At 54.7% G+C, this 464-nt stretch carries 1 pseudogene; it reads right to left on the reverse strand.

The window, feature by feature from the left end:
• Nucleotides 1–464, reverse strand: a pseudogene (locus tag SJI00_RS22395) (T6SS effector BTH_I2691 family protein); the annotation flags it as partial.

The raw sequence follows: 464 nt of genomic DNA on the forward strand, positions 1-464 counted from the left end.
GCCATCCAGATTTGACGTGGTTGTTGGCTATCTTGATCAACGTTGCGAAAGATTCTTTACCCACCTCGCTGAGGGCTCGATACAACTGACTGTTCTTGACGCTCTCAAGATCCAGCACTGCAGCAACTTCTGAAGAGCGTGTCGCAAAGCTAGTGGCGTCCCCCGAAGCGCCGGGATTGAAAAGCGCAGCGCTGCCGTCGCCCTGGTGGCCCTGGTCATCCAGATAACCGGTGGTACTGAAGTTGTTCACTACCTGTCTGAGCAGGGTATCGACCTCCGGGTTAAAGTTGAGCCGGGCCAGGCCAAACAATGAACTGGGTTGCCGGATCTGTTTGCACAACCATTGCTGACCTTCGTGACCCAGCGCTAACAGCGCATAAACGGTTTGGGCGGTTTGTATTAGCGAGCAGGCTTGACCCTCATTGGACGTGTCGTGATAAATCTCATCGGCACTGGGGTCGAGC

The sequence above is a fragment of the Pseudomonas gebzensis genome (assembly GCF_034427815.1).
GTDB lineage: Bacteria > Pseudomonadota > Gammaproteobacteria > Pseudomonadales > Pseudomonadaceae > Aquipseudomonas.